The following is a 13,894-nucleotide window of genomic DNA, read 5'->3' as shown; positions in this document are numbered from 1 at the left end:
TGCGGTGAGCGCGATCGGCCAGTACGTCCTCAACGGGCTCATGCAGGGGACGATCTACGGCCTCGTGGCGATGGGGTTCACGATCTTCTTCGGTGTGATGAACGTCATCAAGTTCTCCCATGGGGACGTGATGACGTTCGGGGCCTTCGGCGCCCTGGTCGCGGCGACTGCCGCCGCCGCCGCAGGGCTGCCGACGAGCGTGCAGATCCTGGCCGCCGTCTCGACGGCCGTAGGTCTCGCCGCGCTCCTCGGCGCCGGGATCTCCCGCCTCCTGATCCTGCCCCTGCGCTCCGCCCCGCCTCTTAACCTGCTGCTGATGACGATGATGGTCGGCACCGTGATCCGCGAGGCGATCCGGCTGTTCTTCCCCAACGGCACCAATTCGCAGCGCTTCCCCGCCCTGCTGCCACCTGGGGGGGCGACCGTCGGTGGTGTCTTCGTCCGCTACGACGGGCTGATCCTGATCGTGGCCGGGCTCCTGCTCATCGCCCTCGTCCACCACATCATCAACCGCACCCGCTTCGGGCTCGCGATGCGGGCGGTGGCGGAGGATCAGGAAACCGCCCGAACGATGGGCGTCAACTTCTTCCGTGTCGTCCCCCTGACTTTCGCTCTCGGTTCGGCGACGGCGGGCTTCGCGGGGGTGATCTCCGGCCTGTACTATAGCGAGATCAACTACGGCATGGGCCTGTTGATCGCGGTGATCGGCTTCAGTGCGGCCATCGTGGGCGGCCTCGGCAATCTCTGGGGGGCGATCCTCGGGGGCTACCTCTTCGCCGGCCTCCAAACGGCGGTCGTCGCCGCCCTGCCGGCCTTCAGCGAATACAAGAACGTCGTCGCGTTCGTCGCCGTCATCGCCCTGATCACGTGGCGCCCCACCGGGCTGCTGGCCGAGCGCGCCAGCGAGCGCGTCTGACCTTTCCTCCCGCCCGGATGACGTACCGATGCTGATGCGCCACCGCTCCACCCAAGACGAGGTCCCCCGGGACGCACTGTCAATGGCGGCCGGGGTGAGAGCCCGGCGGACTTCGGATTTCGCGGTCTTCGCGGCCGTCGTGGCCGCCTGTGCCGGGGCGGTCGCCTTCCTGGTCCATGCGGAGGACCAGAGGCTCGTCCTCTCGACGCTGGTGGCCTGCGGGATTGCGTGGTTCGCCGCCGCCCGGTTCCGGGTGATCGCCGCCGTGGAGCGCGGCGCCGCCGGTCATCCCTGGCCGACGCGGCTCGTGCTGGTAGCGGCCTGCCTCGGCATCCTCGTCGTGCTGCGCGATGACAATTTCGGCCTCCTGATGCTGGCGACGGTGCTGATCTACGCCACGGTGTGTCTCGGTCTGACTATCCAGCTCGGCTATGCCGGCCTCTCGAATTTCTGCGCCGCGGCCTTCCTCGGCTGCGGTGGCTATACCGCAGCGGCCCTCGGCCAGGCCGAGGGAATCGCCATCCCGGACCTCGCGGGCATCCTGCTCGGGGGCGCCGTCGCCGTCGCGATCGGCTCGCTCCTTGTCCTGCCGCTCCTGCGGACACGAGGCCACTACGCCGCCCTGACGACCCTGGCCTTCGGCGTGATGTTCAACGTCTTCCTCGACGCCAACGAGATGCTCGGCGGACCGCAAGGTTTGAAGCTCGCGCCGATCACGTTGTTCGGCTGGGACTTCTCGAACGACCTCAGCCTGTTCGGCATGACGTTCTCGTTCTACGCCAACTACGTCCTGCTCTGCCTCGCCCTCACCGCGGCGGCCCTGGCGCTCGTCGGTCTCCTCGATCGATCGTGGATCGGCGTCCGTCTCGACGCAGTGCGGCTCGACGAGGTCGCCGCCCAGGTCTTCGGCCTGCGGATCGCCCGCTGGAAGATCCTCGCCTTCACCCTGGGTAACGTGCTCGCCGGGATGGCCGGGGCGATCTACGCCAAGATGACCGGATTCATCGCCCCCAACAATTTCACCCTCGGCGACTCGCTGATGATGGTGTCGATCGTCATCCTAGGCGGGATTGGCAACCGCTGGGGGGTACTGCCGGCCGCGCTGATCGTCGTCCTGCTGCCGGAGAAGCTGCAATTCATCCAGGAATACCGGCTTCTGCTCTTCGCGGTACTGGTGATCCTCGTCCTCGTCCTCAGCCCCGGCGGCCTGTTGCCCCGCCGTACCCGGACCCTCGTCGCGGGGCGTCGGGCATGAGCGTCCCGGCGGCAGCCCCCGCGATCCTGGAGGCGAAGGGCCTGTCCGTCCGCTTCGGCGGCCTCTTTGCCCTCAACGCCCTTGACCTGACGGTCCGGCGCGGCGAGGTGTTGGGTCTGATCGGCCCGAACGGCTCGGGCAAGACCACCTTCTTCAACGTGACGAGCGGCATCTACCCGGCGGCGGCCGGCACCATCGTCCTCGATGGCCGCGACATCACCCGCGAGCCCGCCCACGCGCTCGCCGGGCTCGGTCTCGCCCGGACCTTCCAGCGTTCGCGTCTGTGCCTGCCGCTCTCCGTCTTCGACAACATCGCGCTCGGCGCACAAGAGCGTCTACCGCAAGGTGTGATCGACAATCTTCTGCGCCGCCGCACTCTGGCGCGGACTGTCGCGGCCCTCGCCGAGGAGGCACGGGATCTAGCCCGGTTGTTCAACCCGGACCTCGCCCAGCGTCTCGACGAGCCGGCAGTCGCCCTCGGCATGATCGACCGCCGCCGGGTCGAGATCTGCCGGGCCCTCATCGGACGGCCGAAAATCCTGCTCCTCGACGAGCCCTCCGCCGGCATGACCCACGACGAGACCAACCAGCTCATCGACGAAATCCTCGACGTGCAGCGCAGCCGTGGCGATCTGACCGTTATCATCGTCGAACACGAGATGGGATTGATCGAGCGCATCACCGACCGCTGCGTCGTCCTCAACTACGGCCGCAAGATCTGCGAGGGCCGCTTCCGCGAAGTGGCCGCCGACCCGACCGTCCGCGAAGCCTATCTGGGGCATTCATGACCGCGCGCCTGACCATCGACGGCGTCTTCACCACCTACGACCGTGTCGATGTCCTCGACGACATCACCCTCGAGGTGGCCCCTGGGCGGATCACCTGCATCCTTGGCTCAAACGGCGCCGGCAAGACCACGCTGATCCGTTCGATCCTGCGTCTCACACCGCCGCACCGGGGCTCCATTTCCTTCGATGGGCGCAAACTCGACGGGATGCAGACGCACGATGTGGTCAGCCTCGGGATCGGCTGCATTCCCGAGGGCCGGCGGATCTTTTCCAAGATGACCGTCGAGGAGAACCTGCGGCTCGGCGCCTACCGCGTGTCGTCCGAGCGGGAGATCCGGCGTCGGCTCGACGGCGTGCATGCCGTCTTCCCGCGTCTCGCGGAACGGGCACGTCAGCTCGCCGGGACGATGTCCGGCGGCGAGCAGGCCATGGTGTCGATCGGCCGGGGGCTGATGACCGATCCGAAGCTCCTCGTGATCGACGAGCCCTCGCTGGGGCTGTCGCCGCTCTTCGTGCAAGAGAACTTCAATGTGATCGCCCGAATCAATGCGACAGGCGTCACGGTCCTGCTCGTCGAGCAGAACGTGAACCAGACCCTAGCGATCGCCCATTACGGCTATGTCCTATCCGGCGGGCGCATCGTGGCGCAGGGCTCCTCCGCGACGCTGCGGGACGACCCCGAACTACAACGGGCCTATTTCGGCGCTGTGAACTGACGCCAGCGTCCCGCTGTTCGCTCGCCCCTGGTCCGCCTCTTGCAGCAGGAGGCCGACCGGATCACAGTCCGGGCAAACGCACCGGATGGCATGACCACACCCCGGACAAAGCCGACCACACCCCTGCAGGCGGCGAGCCGTCGCAAGCTGTCGCTCGGTTTCGTGTTGCTGCCCCACTTCACCCTCGTGGCCTTCTCGACCCTGATCGACATCCTGCGCCTCTCCGCGGACGAGGGGGATCGCAGCCGACCCGAGCGCTGCTCATGGAGCTTGCTGGCCCCGGACCTGGAGCCGGTGACGTCGAGTTGCGGGATCCAGGTGAAGCCTTGGGAGACGTTCTCCGATCCGACCCGGTTCGATTACATCGTCGTCGTTGGCGGGCTGCTTGACCGGGAGCCATACAACTCCCGGACCCTCGCCTTCATGCGAGAGGCCCATTCTGCCGGGGTGCGCCTCATCGGCATCTGCACCGGCGGCATCGCCCTGGCCGAGGCGGGGCTGATGCGCGGCCGCCGCTGCTGCGTTAGTTGGTACCACTTCACCGATCTCGTCGCGCGGCATGACGATGTGATCCCAGTTGCGGACCAACTCTTCGTGGAGGATGGCCCGTTCATCACCTGCGCGGGCGGTCTCGCCAGCCTGGATCTCGGGGCTTGGCTCATCGACCGGCACCTTGGTCCGGGACATGCTCAGAAGAGCTTGCATATTATGGTCACCGACCGGGCTCGTCCCGCAGCCGGGGCTCAGCCCCAGCCGCCGAGCGCCGGGATCGTCGAGGACAACCGGGTCCGCCGGGCGATGCTGCTGATCGAGCAGAATCTCAGCACGCCTCAGCGGGTCGAGAAGATCGCGCAAACCGTGGGACTGTCGAAGCGACAGCTCGAACGGGTCTTCCGCAAGCTCGTCGGCAAGAGCGTCCAGGAATACTCACGAGACCTTCGCGTCCTCTATGGACGCTGGCTCCTGGCGAACTCGCCGCAGACCATCACGGAGGTCGCCACGGAATGCGGGTTCTCGGACGTATCCCACTTCAACCGCCTGTTCCGTCGCAGCTTCGGATGTTCGCCATCGACCATGCGTCGGGGTGACAGCCAAAGTTCGGCGCAGGCGTCGGAGGAGTGGGACAGCCTGCGGGCGTTTGCCGGATCTCCCGACAGCCAGGGCGATTTCCACCGTTACCTAAACGACGAACCGGCCGGGGTTCTCGGGATCGATCGGTTCCTGAGCTGTGAGCGGCGTCCCTACGCCCAGTAGCCCCCAGGCGGGGCTGGCGATTGGCTGGACGGGGTCGCCGCCGGCGCATCCGACGTCGGCACACAATCAAGGTCCCGACATGCGGACGGCGCTGCAGTGGCAATCTGCGATCCTGTCCTGCGCCCCCCTGGTGAGCCTGAGCAACTCCGCTTGGGCGCAGCGCGTGCTGCGGATCGGCATGACCGCCTCCGACTTTCCGCTGACCACGGGACAGGCCGAAGTACGGCGGCGAGAACGGTAGCTCATGGTGAGCTCAAGTCTGCTTAGGAGACGCCGCGGAAAGCGAGCGAATGGCCGGGATGGGCGCAAAGCGGAACGACCGGTTTTGCGCCCATCGGCGATCCGGCATGGCGTAGGTTGGCCGTAAGCGGCCCGTCCGCTCCTGAGAGGCTCTTCTGTAGAAGCAGACACCCTCCTATCGATCCCACTCGTCGAGGTTCGCCGAAGACTAGAAGAGGATCCCTCATCAGATTCGATCCCGGCCGGCCATTAAGTCTGGGCCGGCCGGGACTGAGCCTCACCCCTCCTTGAAGCCGTATTCCGGCGTGTCATCGTCGTTGCCATAATACTTGTACGGTAGGAACTTGCCCGACATGGTCAGCTTCACCCGGTCGCCCTTGTTGTTGGCCTCCCGGGCCATGTCCATGTTGAAGTCGATCGCCGACATGATGCCGTCGCCGAATTCCTCCTGGATCAGCTCCTTGAAGGTGGTGCCGTAGACCATCACCAGCTCGTAGAACCGGTAGATCAGCGGGTCGGTGGGCGGCATGGACGGGATCGAGCCGCGATAGGGCGCCTCGTTCAGCATCCGCTCCTCCGCGACGGTGAGGCCGAAGAGCTCGGCCGCCCGCTTGGCCTGGGCCTTCGGCAACTTCATCTGGCCCATGCAGGCCGCGGTGATCAGGAACGGCGAGAGGCCGCCGATCGCCTCGTGGATATGGGCCCAGCTCCAGCCCTTCTCGCGCTTAATGTCGAGGAGCTTCTCGGTGAGGTCTTCACGCTTCATAGGTTCTCTCCGGCTTGGAGCCGCCCCGGTGGAGCGACGCGTTTCTGAGGTCAGCATCGGACGGCCAAGGCGCGACGAAGCGCCTGTTCCCGTCCCGCTTCACGTGAGAGCGCGGTCCCGGGCCCAGGCCGTTGAGGGGCAGCGCGGTTTTGTGCCCGTGGACCGGAAGGGGTAAGCTGGCGTGGGTCAGGCCCGGCGGGCGGGTGGCTCGGCCGTGATCGCCGCGGCATCCGCATCGCTGAGCGCGGGCCGCACGACGGGCGGGTGGCGCGGGTCGTAATCCGCCGGCATCGCGTCGCGCAGGGTCTTAGAGCGCGTCACGAGGAAGTCGATTAGGTGGTTGCGCAGGGCGTAGTAGCCCGGCGCGTGGTGGAGCTGCGTGCGGTCGCGGTCTTTCGGCAGAGGGTTCTCGACGATCTCGGCGACCTTCGCCTCCGGCCCATTCGTCATGAGTACGATCCGGTCGGCGAGGTAGATCGCCTCGTCCACGTCGTGGGTGATCATGAACACGGTCTGCCCGGTCTCGACGCAGATCCGGCGCACCTCGTCCTGCAAGGTGCCGCGGGTGAGCGCGTCGAGCGCCGAGAAGGGCTCGTCCATCAGCAGGATCTTCGGCTCGATCGACAACGCCCGGGCGATGCCGACGCGCTGCTTCATGCCGCCTGAGAGTTCGGAGGGACGCTTGTGCTCGGAACCGGCCAGACCCACCGTCGCGATGGCCTTCCGTGCGCGCTCCTCGACCTCGGCCTTCGAGGCGTTGCGCCAGCGCGAGGCCACCGCGTAGGCGACGTTGCCGAGTACCGTCCGCCACGGCAGCAAGGCGTGGCCCTGGAAGATCACCGCGCGGTCGAGGCTGGTGCCCTCGATCGCCTCGCCCGCCGCGATCACCACGCCCTCGGTCGGCGCCTCCAGGCCGGCGAGTATGTTGAGCACCGTTGTCTTACCGCAGCCCGAGTGCCCGATCATGCACACGAACTCGCCCCGCCGCATTGGCAGCCATAGGTCCTCGAACACAGTCGAGGTCTTGCCGCCGGGCGCCGGGTAGCGCCGGGCGATCCCCTCGATCGAGATAAATTTGTCGTCGGACATGGTGCGGGTTCCCGCGGCGACGGCGCTCGCGGAGCGCTGGAAGGGAATGATGCTCATCGCTTCACTCCGGAAAAGTTACGAGACGCTGGGCGCGGGCGAGCAGCTGGTCCAGGATCATACCGACGAGGCCGATCACCAGGATCGAGACGATCACGTTGTTGATTGAGAGGTTATTCCACTCGTTCCAGACAAAGTAACCGATGCCGGTACCGCCCACGAGCATCTCGGCGGCGACGATCACCAGCCACGCGATGCCGATGGAGATCCGCATGCCGGTGAGGATCGTCGGAGCGGCTGCCGGCAGAATGACGGTAAAAGCGCGGCGGATCGGCCCGACTTCCAAGGTCCGCGCGACGTTCAGCCATTCCTTGCGCGTGCCCGAGACGCCGAAGGCGGTATTGATCAGCATCGGCCAGAGCGAGCAGATGAAGATTACGAAGATCGCCGAGAGCCCGGAATCCTTGATCGTGTAGAGTGCGAGCGGCATCCATGCGAGCGGCGAGACCGGCTTGAGGAGCTGGATGAACGGGTCGAGCGCCCGCCCCATCAGGGGCGACATGCCGATGAGGAAGCCTACCGGGATCGCGACGATCACCGCGAGCAGGTAACCGAGCGCCACGCGACCGATCGAGTAGGCAAGTTGGATGCCGAGCCCCTTGTCGTTGGGACCGCGGTCATAGAACGGGTCCTTGAGATGCCTCCAGATCGTGGTGCAGACATCGAGCGGCCCCGGCATCGCCGACTTGCCGGTGGTGGCGGCCTGCCCCATCAGAGCGGCGTATTCGGGGTCCATGACCTGGGTCTTGCTGACCCCGCTGACAGCGACTTGCCAGATCAGCAAGAAACCGACGAGGAGCGAGAACGACAGCAGGGCTGCGCGCAAGGGAAGTCCGCGGGACATGATCAGCCGGCCTTCTGGATCTTGAACGATTCGAGGTAGTCCTTCGGCTTGTCCGGATCGAAGGTCTTGCCCATTACCACGAAGGTCTTGCTGGTCGCGGTTGGCGGGGTCTGACCTTCTTGCTTCATCAGCTTGGCGGCGTCTGTAGCGAGGAAAACCTTGTCGGCAACGGCCTTGTAGTCGACCTCGCCCTTCACCTGACCCCAGCGCTGCATCTGCGTCATGATCCAGATGGCGAAGGATGACCATGGGAACGGATCGAAATCGACTCGATCGGGCACCTTCTTCACGTTACCGAGGCCGTCGGCGAAGGTGCCGGTCAGCACCTGCTCCACCACCGTCACCGGTTGGTTGAGGTAGTTCGCCGGTGCGATCTGCGCGGCGATCTCCTTGCGGTTCTCCGCCTTGGAGGCATAGGCGGTGGCCTCGATGATCGCGCGGAGCAAAGCGGCGTAGGTGTTCGGAGTCTGGGTGATGAAGTCGTTCGAGGCCGCGAAGGCGCAGCACGGGTGTCGGTCCCAGATGTCCTTCGACAGGATGTGGATGAAGCCGACGCCGTCGTAGACCGCTCGCTGGTTCACCGGATCGGGCGCTAGGAAGCCGTCGATGTTGTCGGCGCGGAGGTTGGCGACCATGTCCGGCGGTGGCACGGCACGGATCTGCACGTCGGTGTCAGGGTCGATGCCGGCTTCCGCGAGGTAGTAGCGCAGCAGGTAGTTGTGCATCGAGTAGTCGAACGGCACTGCGAGCTTGAAGCCCTTCCAGTTCTTCGGATCTCGACGGTCCTTGTGCTTTATAGCCAGCGTGATCGCCTGGCCGTTCACGTTCTCTATCGCGGCCGCCGTGTACGGCGTTGGGTTCGAGCCGACGCCGAGCGAGATCGCGAGCGGCATCGGCGCCAGCATGTGCGCGGCGTCGTATTCCTTGTTCAGGGTCTTGTCGCGGATCACCGCCCAGCCGGCGGTTTTCACGACATCGACGTTCAGGCCCTGCTTCTCGTAGAAGCCCATCGGTTTCGCCATGATGATCGGCGTGGCGCAGGTGATCGGGATGAAGCCGACCTTGAGGTCCTTTTTCTCGGGCACGCCCGCAGCAGCGAAGGCCTCGGCGGCGAACTTCGTCGGGAAGAACTGGGCCACGGCCGCCATCGCGGTCGCCGCGCCGACGCTGCGCAGGAAGGCCCGGCGTTGGGCATCCTGAGGGAACAGCGCGCGTATCAACGCGCCGTCCACCACCCGCTGGATCTCGGCATCGCCGGAGAGCGAGGCTTCGTGCGCCGCCTGGCTCGCATGCTCGCCGCAGGTGCAGCCGCCTTGCGACAGGCGCCGCTTCGCGTCGAAGGGATTGTCGAACAGGGCCATGGGGTCCTCGCGCAGACGGTGATGCTATGCCCCATCTGCGCAAGCGGTGTGCCAGCACCATAAATTCGCGAAAGCCTTTTCAATTCAAAGCGTTGGCGTTGTTCGTACGAATCACGAAATCTCGTGTAGTCTTAGATCTCGTAGCGTAATAACGATTTTTCGTAGTCGGAGCTGCTGATTTGGCGAATGAAACAGGCCATGACCTCGGACCGGTCTTTGAGCAGCACCGGGAGCCGATGCTGGTTCTCGATCCGGTGGGTGACCGGATCGTCGATGCCAACCCGGCCGCGGTGCGACTGCTCGGTTACGACCGCGTGGTGCTGCGGGCCATGGCTGCGAGCGCTCTGCACCCGGGTCAGTTGCCGGCGCTGATCGTGTTCACGCAAGGGGCACTAGCCAAGGGGCAATGGTGGTCGCAGTCTCTCATCCCCCGTCACGCGGATGGGAAGAGCCTGCGTCTCGAATACGCCGCGAGCCCGCTCGGCGACGGCCAGCTCCTCGTGACGCTGTTCGACCTCGACGCCCGCCGCCGCCGGGTGATCGACGGGCAGGCCGACCAGCACATGCGCGCCGGCATCGCCGAATGGCAGCGGATGGAGCGGATCTTCCGCGACATCGAGCGCGAGAACCAGCTGATCCTGCGGGCTGCCGGCGAAGGCATCTACGGGGTCAACGCCGACGGGGTGACGACCTTCATCAACCCTGCCGCCGAACGCATGCTCGGCTGGCTCGCCACCGACCTCGTCGGAAAGGACATGCACACCACCGTACACCACACCCACCCCGACGGGGCGCAGTACCACCACCACGATTGCCCGATCTACGCGGCTTTCCGCGACGGGGCGGTGCATCAAGTCGACAGCGAGGTCTTTTGGCGCAAGGACGGTACGGCATTTCCCGTCGAGTACACGTCGACGCCGATCCGCGACCGCGGGCGGCTGCTGGGCGCGGTGATCGTGTTCCGCGACATCAGCCAGCGGCGCGAGGCCGAGGAGCGGCTGCGTAGCGCGCTCGCCGAGGTCGATTCCCTGCGCGAGCGGCTGGAGTTGGAGAACGCCTACCTAAAGGAGGAAATTAGGCTGGAGAGCCACCACCAGGGCATCATCGGTCGCTCGCCGGCCATTGAGGCGACGTTGCGCCAGATCGACCTCGTGGCCGGCACCGACGCCACCGTGCTGATCACCGGCGAATCGGGCACCGGTAAGGAGCTGATCGCCCGCGCGATCCACGAGGCGAGCCGCAGGCGCGACCGCCCGCTGATCCGCGTGAACTGCGCGGCGGTGCCACGCGAACTGTTCGAGAGCGAGTTCTTCGGCCACGCCCGCGGCGCGTTCACCGGTGCGCTGCGCGATCGCGTCGGGCGCTTCGAACTCGCCGACGGCGGCACGCTGTTCCTCGACGAGGTCGGCGAGATCCCCCTCGACCTGCAGGGCAAGCTGCTGCGGGTGCTGCAGGAGCGCTCGTTCGAGCGCGTCGGCGAGGAGCGCACCCGTGCCGTGGACATCCGGCTCGTGGCCGCGACCAACCGCAACCTCAAGGAGGAGGTGCGCCGCGGGCGGTTCCGAGAGGACCTGTATTTCCGCCTCAACGTCTTCCCGCTAGCCGCAAGTCCGCTGCGCGAGCGCCCCGAGGACATCGCGCTGATCGCCCAACACTTCCTCAAGGGTGCCGCCCGCCGCCTCAACATCCCCGAGCCGCGTCTGACCGAAGGCGACGCCCGCCGCCTCGCGCGCTACGCCTGGCCCGGCAACGTGCGCGAGCTTGAGAACGTCATCGAGCGCGCCGCCATCCTGGCCGTGCGCGGCCGGCTGCGCTTCGATCTGCCCGAGACCGAGCCCCCGGGCCGGGCGGAGGCCGCGCCGCCCGCGCTGCCCGCCGACCGGCCGCTGACGGAGGTTGATCGCCGGGCGCGCGACCGCGCCGAGATCGCCGCCGCCCTGGCGCTCACCGGCGGCAAGGTGTTCGGCCCGGGCGGCGCGGCCGAACTGCTCGGCCTACGGCCGACGACCCTGGCTTCGCGCATAAAGATGCACGGACTTAAACAATGAAGGATAAATGACTAAGTCTCTGCAAATCTTAAAAATCAATTTATCATTGCAAAAAACCATAATTGTACTGATTCTGGCGTAATAACAATATTTTATTGCAAATACTTCATCGATCCGGATATCGAATTGTGATTATTGTCATATTTGCAGCAGACAGCCTTATTTACCTTGTTCTCAAGATGAAGTTCTGCATTTTTCTTGCTATACCCCAATAGCAATCTGGTATAGGATGACCCGTTTTGTTTGCATGTCCTCGCCTATCAGACGACCTTCAAGCGGCCATTTCCAGAGTCCGCGAAGGTCATGAGCGGGCGTAGCGGCAACGCCCGCTTTGATGTATCGCCGTCCAGAAGCAGATTATCTACATTCCAACCACCCCGGACATTCAACGAACCTACCTATGGGACTGGATCTGGCCGAAAGCGGAACGACCGCTCTCAAATCGAGGAGTCGTCGAAGGAGACGTCGACATCATCGTTTGCTGAGACGAGTTAGATCGCATCGGCCAGTCGGATCTCCAGATATCTTTCCCGCAGCTGCCTAGAGATCGGTCCGGCTCGGCCGTCGCCCACCGGCGTGTCGTCGATCCGCGTGACCGGCAGAACGAAGTTCGTGGCCGAACTGATGAAGGCCTCCGCGGCGGCTTTCGCCTCATCGGGGGTGAAGGCCCTTTCCTCCACGGGGATGCCTTCGGAGTGGGCGATGTCGAGGAGGCTAGCGCGGGTGATGCCGTGGAGCAAAGCGCTCGAGAGGCCCCGGGTCACCAAGGTCCCGTCCCGGGTCACAATATGCGCTGTGGCCTCACTCCCCTCGGTGATAAAGCCGTTCTCGACGAGCCATGCGTCGTCGGCGCCCCGCCGAACCGCTTCTATCTTGGCCATAGAGGCTGGCAGGAGCTGTAACGTCCTGATGTCGCGCCGGGCCCAGCGTTGGTCCGGCAGGAGGGCGATCGTAATTCCTGTGGCCACGCGGGGGTTCTCCAAGACTGGCTTGGACTGCGTGAACAGGACCAAGGTAGGATCGACTCCGGTCGGATAGGCGAAATCACGGTCGGCCACTCCGCGGGAGATTTGGAGGTAGATGAGACCTTCGCGAAGGTCGTTGCGGCGCACAATCTCCTGATGAATGACCAGTAGCGCCTCGGGTTCGAGGGGACAGGAAATACCGAGCTCGGCCATGGAGCGCTGCAGTCGTGCGGCGTGGCCGTAATAGTCGATCAGACGGCCACCGATCACCGCCGTCACCTCGTAGATCGCGTCGGCGAACAGGAAACCGCGGTCGAAGATCGAGACCTTCGCCTCGGTCTCCGGTAGCCAGTCGCCGTTGAGGTAGACGGTCCGGGGCATCGCGCGATCCTTGTTGTCGGAATGAGTCTCGCCTCACCGCAGCGTCAGGGCGCGGGGCAGATCGGAAAGGGGTTCGGCGCCGTGCGGCGTCACGATCACGGTCTCGGAAGCGCCGACCGTCCAGAACCCGTAGCAGCGCAGGGTCGCGGGCAGGTGGAACACCATGCCTGGCTCAATCGGCCGGTCGATCTCGGTGAACAGGCTCAGCAGGCTGCCCTCTCCCCAATCCGGAGCGAAGGCGATCCCCATCGAGTAGCCGATGCGCTTGCGGAAGGCCGGGCCATAGCCCGCCGCGTCGATGACGGCCTGGGCCGCCTCGTGCGGCGCGGAACAGGGTCGGCCGGGCCGGATCGCGCTGATAGCCGCGTCCAGCGCGCGCAGGGCGCAGTCCATCATTCGCTGCGCCTCGACCGGCGGCGCGCCGATCCAGACACTGCGCATCAGCGCCGCGTGGTAGCGCGCATGGCTGCCCGCGAGTTCGAGGAACACGGCATCCCCCAATTCCAGGCGGCGCCGACGCCACGTCATGTGCGGCAGCCCGCTACGGGGCCCTGACGAGACCAAGGGCTCCATTGCCATTGCCTCGGAGCCGGCCGTCGTCGCGGCGGCGAGCATGGCCGCGGCGACGGCGTTCTCATCGGCACCTGCGCCGCAGGCGGCGACGCCGGCGGCGAGCCCGGCCTGGGCGTAACGGGCGGCCTCCCGGATTGCCTGAAGTTCGGCCGCCGACTTCACGATGCGCAGGGGCCCAAGGAGCCCCGATCCATCGGGCAACGGGTCGGTGCCGAGCGCCGTGCCGATCCGCGCAGCGAGGGCGGCCGAGACGAACCAGCCGTCCCGCTCCATCGCCGGGCGGACGAAGCCGCGCCGCCGCACCAGAACCGCCAGGGCGTCGGCCGGGTCGGTCCCGTCCGGGTAAGCCTGGATGTCGTCGAGCCAGGTATTGGCCGTCGCTCCAGGCAGTTCGAGTTGGCGCACCAGCAGGGAGAGCTCGCCCTCGGCAGGAACGAGGAGGGCCTGGAAGGCGAAGTAGCCAGCAGTCTGGCGGCCGGTCAGCCAGTAGATCGTCTCTGGGCCGGTCACCACCAGTGCCTCGTGGCCGGCGGCGGCGATCGCGGCCCGGGCCGCCGCCTGCCGGACGGCGAATTCTTCCAGCGGGAAGGCAGCCTCGCAGCCACGCAGGTGGGCAAACTCGTGCATGGCTTGGGCCCCCG

General features: G+C 66.0%; 12 protein-coding genes. 6 read left to right on the top strand and 6 right to left on the bottom strand.

The window, feature by feature from the left end; genetic code table 11:
• The first annotated feature begins 4 nt into the window (after window positions 1–4).
• The 5 genes from MKK65_RS09990 (at window position 5) to MKK65_RS09970 (ending at window position 4,929) form a co-directional block, all read left to right on the top strand.
• On the top strand, window positions 5–916 hold the full coding sequence (locus MKK65_RS09990; protein ID WP_091782159.1) for a branched-chain amino acid ABC transporter permease: 912 nt from the start codon (window positions 5–7) through the stop codon (window positions 914–916).
• 28 nt (window positions 917–944) lie between these two features.
• Window positions 945–2,171, top strand: a complete 1,227-nt coding sequence (locus MKK65_RS09985; RefSeq protein WP_243957427.1) for a branched-chain amino acid ABC transporter permease — start codon at window positions 945–947, stop codon at window positions 2,169–2,171.
• Window positions 2,168–2,959, top strand: a complete 792-nt coding sequence (locus MKK65_RS09980; RefSeq protein WP_243957425.1) for an ABC transporter ATP-binding protein — start codon at window positions 2,168–2,170, stop codon at window positions 2,957–2,959. Before MKK65_RS09985 ends, MKK65_RS09980 begins: the two co-directional genes overlap by 4 nt.
• Window positions 2,956–3,675 carry an ABC transporter ATP-binding protein gene (locus MKK65_RS09975; RefSeq protein WP_243957423.1) on the top strand — a complete coding sequence of 240 codons (720 nt, stop codon included), beginning with the start codon at window positions 2,956–2,958 and terminating at the stop codon, window positions 3,673–3,675. Before MKK65_RS09980 ends, MKK65_RS09975 begins: the two co-directional genes overlap by 4 nt.
• A 90-nt stretch (window positions 3,676–3,765) precedes the next feature.
• Window positions 3,766–4,929 carry a GlxA family transcriptional regulator gene (locus tag MKK65_RS09970; protein WP_243957421.1) on the top strand — a complete coding sequence of 388 codons (1,164 nt, stop codon included), beginning with the start codon at window positions 3,766–3,768 and terminating at the stop codon, window positions 4,927–4,929.
• A gap of 517 nt (window positions 4,930–5,446) precedes the next feature.
• Here the strand turns inward: MKK65_RS09970 and cynS are convergent.
• From cynS to MKK65_RS09950, 4 genes are all read right to left on the bottom strand, one after another.
• The gene (gene cynS / locus MKK65_RS09965) at window positions 5,447–5,935 is read right to left on the bottom strand and encodes a cyanase (protein WP_243957418.1); all 489 of its coding nucleotides are present in this window, start codon (window positions 5,933–5,935) and stop codon (window positions 5,447–5,449) included.
• Between the two features lie 186 nt (window positions 5,936–6,121).
• Entirely contained in the window at window positions 6,122–7,024 is a 903-nt protein-coding gene (locus MKK65_RS09960; RefSeq protein WP_243957455.1) for an ABC transporter ATP-binding protein, read from the bottom strand.
• Window positions 7,025–7,085: 61 nt separating this feature from the next.
• Window positions 7,086–7,925 carry a nitrate ABC transporter permease gene (ntrB, locus tag MKK65_RS09955; RefSeq protein ID WP_243957417.1) on the bottom strand — a complete coding sequence of 280 codons (840 nt, stop codon included), beginning with the start codon at window positions 7,923–7,925 and terminating at the stop codon, window positions 7,086–7,088.
• 2 nt (window positions 7,926–7,927) lie between these two features.
• Window positions 7,928–9,286 carry a CmpA/NrtA family ABC transporter substrate-binding protein gene (locus MKK65_RS09950; protein WP_243957416.1) on the bottom strand — a complete coding sequence of 453 codons (1,359 nt, stop codon included), beginning with the start codon at window positions 9,284–9,286 and terminating at the stop codon, window positions 7,928–7,930.
• Window positions 9,287–9,522: 236 nt separating this feature from the next.
• Here MKK65_RS09950 and MKK65_RS09945 point away from each other — a divergent pair, with 236 nt between their 5' ends.
• Window positions 9,523–11,334, top strand: a complete 1,812-nt coding sequence (locus tag MKK65_RS09945; RefSeq protein ID WP_243957415.1) for a sigma 54-interacting transcriptional regulator — start codon at window positions 9,523–9,525, stop codon at window positions 11,332–11,334.
• Between the two features lie 491 nt (window positions 11,335–11,825).
• Here the strand turns inward: MKK65_RS09945 and MKK65_RS09940 are convergent, their stop codons facing one another.
• On the bottom strand, window positions 11,826–12,680 hold the full coding sequence (locus tag MKK65_RS09940; RefSeq protein ID WP_243957414.1) for a D-amino-acid transaminase: 855 nt from the start codon (window positions 12,678–12,680) through the stop codon (window positions 11,826–11,828).
• A gap of 33 nt (window positions 12,681–12,713) precedes the next feature.
• Window positions 12,714–13,880 carry a M24 family metallopeptidase gene (locus MKK65_RS09935; RefSeq protein WP_243957412.1) on the bottom strand — a complete coding sequence of 389 codons (1,167 nt, stop codon included), beginning with the start codon at window positions 13,878–13,880 and terminating at the stop codon, window positions 12,714–12,716.
• Between the last annotated feature and the right edge of the window lie 14 nt (window positions 13,881–13,894).

Origin of the sequence: Methylobacterium sp. J-001, from assembly GCF_022829565.1 — a bacterium.
Classification (GTDB): domain Bacteria; phylum Pseudomonadota; class Alphaproteobacteria; order Rhizobiales; family Beijerinckiaceae; genus Methylobacterium.
The sequence above is the reverse complement of the archived record's forward strand: the minus strand, read 5'-3'. Positions and strand labels throughout refer to the sequence as shown.